Origin of the sequence: Brachyspira pilosicoli (genome assembly GCF_019402445.1) — a bacterium.
GTDB classification, from domain to species: domain Bacteria; phylum Spirochaetota; class Brachyspiria; order Brachyspirales; family Brachyspiraceae; genus Brachyspira; species Brachyspira pilosicoli_B.
On the sequence record NZ_SRZM01000182.1, the window covers coordinates 1 to 6,819 of the forward strand.

The following is a 6,819-nucleotide window of genomic DNA, read 5'->3' on the forward strand; positions in this document are numbered from 1 at the left end:
TGCAATGTATAATGAGGAGTTAAAAAAAGCTCCTATTAACATACAAACTAATTCAGACGGAAGAATAAAATCAAGAGGCTTTGCTGCCATTTCAGCTAATATGGATTTTAAATATTATGAGTTTACAAGACATTCAGTAGGAAGCAATGATATATTAATAGAGATACTTTATGCAGGGATATGCCATAGTGATATACATATGGTTGAAGGTAAATCAAGCAATACTCCTTTGGTTGTAGGGCATGAAATAGCTGGAAGGGTTATACAAGTTGGAAGTGCTGTAGAAAAATTCAAAGTTGGTGATTTTGCAGGAGTTGGGTGTATGGTAAACTCTTGCGGAGAGTGTGAAAGCTGTTTAGATAATTTAGAGCAGTATTGTTTAAATAGAGCTGTTTTTACTTACGGCTCAAGAGACAGATTCCATAATAATGAAATCACTCAAGGGGGATACTCTGATAATATAGTAGTATCCGAAAATTTTGCAATACTTATACCAGACAATGCTGAACTTGATAAAGTTGCTCCGCTTCTTTGTGCGGGCATTACTACATATTCACCTATACAAGTAATGAATGTACAAAAAGGCGAAAAAATAGGTATTGCTGGATTTGGTGGGCTTGGCTCTATGGCTGTGAAATATGCTGTGAAATTAGGGGCAGAAGTTACAGTATTTGACATAACAGAAGATAAAAGAGAGGATGCTTTAAATATGGGTGTTGCAAGATATGTTAATGTTAATAATCCAGAGGATTTAAAAAATCTTAACAATACTCTTAATTATGTGATAAGTACTATTCCAGCCTACTATGATGTTAATATGTATATGAGTATGCTTAAGAGGGGAGGTACTATGTGTATATTGGGACTTCCTCGCACATCAAAAATGCCTACACTCATAGCAATGGTAGGGCAGCATGGCAGTAAAAAATTATTTGGTTCACTTATAGGTGGCATAAAGGAAACTCAGGAAATGCTAAACTATTCTATAGAAAATAATATTTATCCTACTGTTGAAATAATAAAAGCAGATGCCCAAACTATATCAGATGCTTATAGAAAAGTTATAGATGGTAAAGTAAAATTTAGATACGTAATAGATATGAGAAGTATAAATAAATAATTTCAAAATAAAAAAGGGATATTGCAAATAGCTATATCCCTTTATTTATAACGTAAAAAATTATTTATTTAATCTTGCTTTTAATTCTTTTCCCATTTTTTCATAACCCTTTTTACCAAGCATAGCAAACATATTTTTCTTATAAGCCTCAACTCCAGGCTGGTCAAATGGATTAACTCCAAGTATATGTCCAGATATACCGCAAGCTTTCTCAAAGAAATACATAAGCTCTCCAATAGTAAATGGAGTAATCTTGTCTATATCTACTATTATATTAGGTACTCCTCCATCAACATGTGCTAAAACAGTAGCCTCTAATGCAGATTTATTTATTTGATGTAAAGACTTTCCTTTTAAGTAGTTAAGTCCATCTAAATCGGATTCTTCTTTTTTTACTTTCAAATCTATTTCTTCTTCATTTACTCTTATAACAGTTTCAAATAATCCCCTTCTTCCATCTTGTATAAATTGACCTAAAGAGTGCAAATCAGTAGAGAAATCTACAGAAGCAGGTAATATACCTTTCTTGTCTTTACCTTCACTTTCTCCGTATAATTGTTTCCACCATTCAGATATATAATGCATTCTTGGTATATAGTTTACCATTATTTCTGTATTAAACCCTTTACTATAAAGTGCATTTCTTATCATAGCGTAAAGCATAGAAGGGTTTTTCTTATAATCTTGTTTTTTTGTAGCTTTAGCCATAGAGTCAAAGCCTTTTATAAGCTCTTTAATATCTATTCCAGCAACAGCTATAGGTATAAGTCCAACAGGAGTAAGCACAGAATATCTTCCGCCAACATCATCAGGTATTACAAAAGTTCTGTATTTATTTTCTGTAGATAATGTTTTTAATGCCCCTTTTGCCTTATCAGTAGTAGCTATTATTCTTTTTGCAGCTCCTTCTTTGCCGTATCTTTTTTCAGCATATTCTTTTAATACTCTAAAAGCTATAGCAGGTTCTGTAGTAGTTCCGCTTTTTGATATAACATTAATATAAAAATCTTTATCTTTTAAATAATCTAATAAATGTTTGAAATATTCACCGTTCATATTATGACCAGCATATATAACTTGAGTATTACCTTTTTTAGCTTGAGCAAAAGGGTTTAAGAAAGATTCTATAACAGCTCTTCCTCCAAGATATGAACCTCCAATACCAACAGATACTAATACTTCAGCATTTTCTCTTATTTCTTTTGCTAATGCTTCTATATCTTTTACCATCTTCATAGCTTCAGTCGGAAGATTAACCCAACCTAAAAAATCATTGCCAGCACCTTTTTTATTTTCTAAAAGCTCATTAGCGTACTGTGCTGAGCTTGCTAAATATTCTAATTCATGCTCTTGCAAAAAACTTAATACGTTTTTATAATTTATAGATAGCATTTTTTACACCTCATATTATAGTTTTATAATACATAAATTATACAATAATAATACCGAAAAATAAAGAAATAAATATAAAAAAATAAGGTACAAATAAAATGATTTTGTCTGGACTTGAAATAGAAAAGAATTTAAATAAAAATATTATAATAGAGCCTTTTAACAGAAAGCAATTAAACTCAAATAGCTATAATGTAAGGCTTCATAATAAACTTTTAGTATATAAAGACAATGTATTGGATATGAAAAAACCTAATGAAACTAAAGAAATCATTATACCCGAAGCAGGATACCAACTAGAGCCTAATCAATTATATTTAGGAAGAACTTTAGAATATACTAAAACAAAAAAGTATGTACCTATGATAGAGGGTAGGTCATCTATAGGAAGACTTGGCATATTTATACATATTACTGCAGGGTTTGGAGATGTTGGTTTTGCAGGTTTTTGGACTTTAGAGATATTTTGCATTAAGCCTATAATAATATATCCAGAAGTAGAAATTGCTCAACTTTATTATCACACTATAGACGGTGAATATGAAGAATATGCAAGCAGTAAGTATCAAAACAACACTGATGTTCAGGCAAGTATGCTTTATAAAGATTTTAAATAATTTTTGCAGCAACCTTTAATGATTGCTGCAATATTATATTTTAAGAATGCTTTTATATAAAAATATTCATTTATCAAATAAAAATTTTTCATCCAATTTAACTTTAAAATCTACAGCTAAATCTCTAAAATTTTGAGGACTAATTGTTTGTTTTTTATTATTTGTGATAGACATAACTTTTACTAATATTTCAGCAGACTTCTCAATCGTATGTGCTAATCCAAAAGTTATATCATAATTTTCACCTGAACAAAATAATCCATGATGTGCCCAAATAACAGCATCAAAATCTTTCATAAGTTTAGATGTTTCTATAGCTATTTCTATTCCTCCTGGGACCATCCATTTTACTATACCAATTCCATTTGGAAATACAACAGGGCATTCAGTAGCCATCTCCCAAAGTTCTCTTGTAAACACTTTATAATCTAGTGGAAGTATAAAAGTAAGTGCTATAATATTAGTAGGATGACAATGATATATTACTCTATGCTTACCATTAGTTAAAACCTTTTTTATTTCATGATTCATAAGATGTGTTGGAAGTTCACTTGTAGGCTTTCCTCCATTTGAAAGCCCCCATAATATTTGATAATTTTCTCCTTTATCATCTATTTTTATTATACAAATATTTTCATCAGGATATTCTTCAACATTTTTAAAGAATTTACCTGAACCTGTAACAAGAAAATATTCATTAGATAATTGAGGTACAGATAATCCTATAGAATAAGATTCACCATCAAAGTTGAGAAATTGATATACTTCTTCAACATCTTTTTCATTTAATCTATAACTTAAATTACCTCCATTTCTCTCATGCCAATTTTGATTATACCCACTTTTAGCTAAATCAATAAACCCTTTAATAAATTTTATATTATAATTCATTTTATTAATCCTTTAAACTCTTTTTGATAGAATATTTTTTTCATAATCTTTAATTTCATTAAACCATTCTTCTGTAGCACATACACCATTTTGATTGCAAAATTCCTTCCAAACTTCCCCTATAGGATATATCTTTAATTCTTCTTGCATTAGCATAAGTTCTGTCATATCTCCATTTAATTGCAGTTTTTTAAGAGTGTCATTTGGCTGTAATAATCCATATAACAATGATTTTTGTACATTTCTTATTCCTATAACCCAAGCAGCTATTCTATTTATACTAGCATCAAAATAATCTGTAGCTATTTTAATTCTTGATATATCATCACATCTTGTTATTTCTTTGCAAATTTCTCTAGTTTCATCATCAAAAAGTATAACATGATCCGAATCCCATCTTACTGGTCTTGTTATATGTAAAGCCAAATATTTATTAAACATTAGCATAGAAGAAATCTTATCGTAAACCATTTCCGTAGGGTGATAATGTCCATTATCCATCAACGGAGTAATTCCTTTTTGCATAGAGTAATTCATACAAAATTCAGAAGAGCCTACAGTATAGCTTTCTACCCCTATTCCAAATACTTTAGATTCCAAACATACCAATACTTTTTCTTTATCGTAATCTATAGAAAGAATTTCATCTAACGATTTTTTATATCTCATTCTAGGAGAAATTCTATCAGCTGGTATATCCTTATAACCATCTGGAATCCATATATTCATTACACAAGGTTGTTTTAATTCACTAGCAAAATATTCTGAAATTCTTATACATGCAATTGCATGCTTCACCCAAAATGACCTTATTTCTTCATTAGGACTTGATAGTGTAAATTCCCTTGCTTTAGGGTGAGAAAAAAATGTAGGATTAAAATCAAGACCTAAATTTCTTTTTTTGGCAAATTCTACCCATTTAGAAAAATGTTTTGGCTCTAATTTATCTCTATCTACATACTCTCCATCTTGAAATATAGCATAACTAGCATGTAAATTTAATTTATGTTTTCCAGGAATTAAACTAAGTGCTTTATCAATATCTAGCATCAATTCTTCAGGATTTCTAGCTTTACCCAAATAGTTTCCTGTTGTTTGTATTCCACCACTAAGTGCTTCTTTAGAATCAAATCCTGAAACATCATCTCCTTGCCAACAGTGTATAGATATTGGAATATTTTGAAGTTTTTCTAATGCCTTATCTGTGTCTACTCCAATTTTTTTATATATTTCTTTTGCTTGCTTATAATTAGACATTTATTTTACACTCCTAAATTTTATTTATAGAAAAAGATTTAAAGATATATTTTCTAGCTTCTTTTACAGATGAGAAAATATTTTTATTTAACATTTGACATACTATATTACCAGTAGCTGTTGCTTCTATAGGTCCAGAGAATACATTCAGACCACTTTCTTTAGCTGTTAACAAATTTAAATAATTGTCTTGTGAACCTCCACCTATTATAAAGATATTATTTGTTTCTTTATTTAATATAGTTTTTATATCTTTTATTGTGTTAGAATAACTTTTGGCTAAGCTATTATATACTATACTTGTTATTTCACTTATGCTTTTAGGCTCATATTTGAAATTATCAATACAATACTTTTTTATGGAATCAATCATAGAACTAGGAGATAAAAATAAATCATCATTAACATCTATTATTATATTTGTATTTGTTTTTTCAGCCATTTCACTTAATTCAGAAAAAGAGTATTTATTATTTAGTTCTTTTTTTATATTTTGAATAATCCAAGAACCCATAATATTTTTTAAATATCTGTAGGTATTATTATATCCAGCTTCATTAGTAAAATTAAGTCTAAAACTTTCAAGAGAATTATTATATTCTTTAAGTTCACTGCCTAAAAGCGACCAAGTTCCAGAACTAATATATAAGAAATCATCATCTATACTAGGTACAGACAATATTGCAGATGCTGTATCATGAGAAGGAGCAGATATTACTTCTAAATCAAATCCTATTTTCTCTTTAATTTCTTTTCTCAAAAAACCTATATGAGTTCCAGGCTCTATTATATTTTGAAAAATATTATTTGGTATTCCTAATACTTTTAATATATCATAATCCCAATTTGATTTTTCTATATTTAGAAGTTGAGTAGTAGAGGCATTAGTATGTTCATTAAATTTGTTACCTGTTAATAAAAAATTAAAATAATCAGGAATCATTAAAAAATTTTTAACTTTTTTAAAATAATTTTTATTTTCTTTTTTTATAGAAAATAATTGATAAATTGTATTAAAAACTAAATTTTGTATTCCTGTTTTTTTATATAAATCTTCTTTTGGTATTAATGAATAAACTTCATCTATTATATTGTAAGTTCTTTTATCTCTATAACTAACACTATCTCCTACTAATTTATCATTTTCATCTAAAAGTACAAAATCTACTCCCCAAGTATCTATTGCTAAAGATGAAGGAATTTTATTAATAGATTTACATTTTTTTAATCCATTTAAAATTTCAGAAAATAGATAATTTAAATCCCAACATAAATGAGAATTTCTATTTATTATATTATTATTAAAACGATGTATTTCTTCTATTTCTATTAGATTATTGTTATTAATATAACCTAATATATGTCTTCCGCTAGAAGCACCTATATCAATAGCTAAAAAATATTTATATTTATTCATATTTATAACCTTTATGTAATCATTTTAATTAAATTATTTTTTTTGATAAGGTCCAAATTTAAAACTAATAGTGTTTTTTTTTGCTTAAATTTATTTGATAGTTATATATGAAAATTGAAAATAAT

6 protein-coding genes are annotated in these 6,819 nt (G+C 28.0%); 2 read left to right on the plus strand and 4 right to left on the minus strand.

What is annotated here, in order from left to right:
• On the plus strand, positions 1-1,120 hold a 1,120-nt coding region (locus E6A48_RS06745), incomplete at its 5' end, for an NAD(P)-dependent alcohol dehydrogenase (RefSeq protein ID WP_258018565.1).
• Between the two features lie 60 nt (positions 1,121-1,180).
• Here the strand turns inward: E6A48_RS06745 and E6A48_RS06750 are convergent.
• Complete coding sequence (locus E6A48_RS06750; protein ID WP_219709280.1) at positions 1,181-2,512, minus strand: glucose-6-phosphate isomerase; 1,332 nt, start codon at positions 2,510-2,512, stop codon at positions 1,181-1,183.
• A 98-nt stretch (positions 2,513-2,610) separates the two neighbouring features.
• On the opposite strand from E6A48_RS06750, the gene dcd reads away from it, so the two are divergent.
• Positions 2,611-3,129, plus strand: coding sequence for a dCTP deaminase (gene dcd, locus E6A48_RS06755; RefSeq protein WP_219709281.1), 519 nt, complete (start codon positions 2,611-2,613; stop codon positions 3,127-3,129).
• A 66-nt stretch (positions 3,130-3,195) separates the two neighbouring features.
• Here the strand turns inward: dcd and rhaD are convergent, their stop codons facing one another.
• From rhaD to rhaB, 3 genes are read right to left on the minus strand one after another with little or no spacing between them, the layout of a single operon-like run.
• Positions 3,196-4,020 (minus strand): rhamnulose-1-phosphate aldolase, encoded by an 825-nt coding sequence (gene rhaD / locus E6A48_RS06760; protein WP_219709282.1) that lies wholly within the window; start codon positions 4,018-4,020, stop codon positions 3,196-3,198.
• Between the two features lie 12 nt (positions 4,021-4,032).
• A complete protein-coding gene (locus tag E6A48_RS06765; RefSeq protein WP_219709283.1) occupies positions 4,033-5,277 on the minus strand; it encodes an L-rhamnose isomerase in 1,245 nt (414 codons plus the stop codon).
• A 13-nt stretch (positions 5,278-5,290) separates the two neighbouring features.
• A complete protein-coding gene (gene rhaB / locus E6A48_RS06770) occupies positions 5,291-6,694 on the minus strand; it encodes a rhamnulokinase (protein ID WP_219709284.1) in 1,404 nt (467 codons plus the stop codon).
• Positions 6,695-6,819 lie beyond the last annotated feature (125 nt).

Coding starts and splice junctions, on each gene's coding strand:
- rhaD (WP_219709282.1), bottom strand. CDS start 4,020: ATGAATTATAATATAAAATTTATTAAAGGGTTTATTGATTTAGCTAAA.
- rhaB (WP_219709284.1), bottom strand. CDS start 6,694: ATGAATAAATATAAATATTTTTTAGCTATTGATATAGGTGCTTCTAGC.
- dcd (WP_219709281.1), top strand. CDS start 2,611: ATGATTTTGTCTGGACTTGAAATAGAAAAGAATTTAAATAAAAATATT.
- E6A48_RS06765 (WP_219709283.1), bottom strand. CDS start 5,277: ATGTCTAATTATAAGCAAGCAAAAGAAATATATAAAAAAATTGGAGTA.
- E6A48_RS06750 (WP_219709280.1), bottom strand. CDS start 2,512: ATGCTATCTATAAATTATAAAAACGTATTAAGTTTTTTGCAAGAGCAT.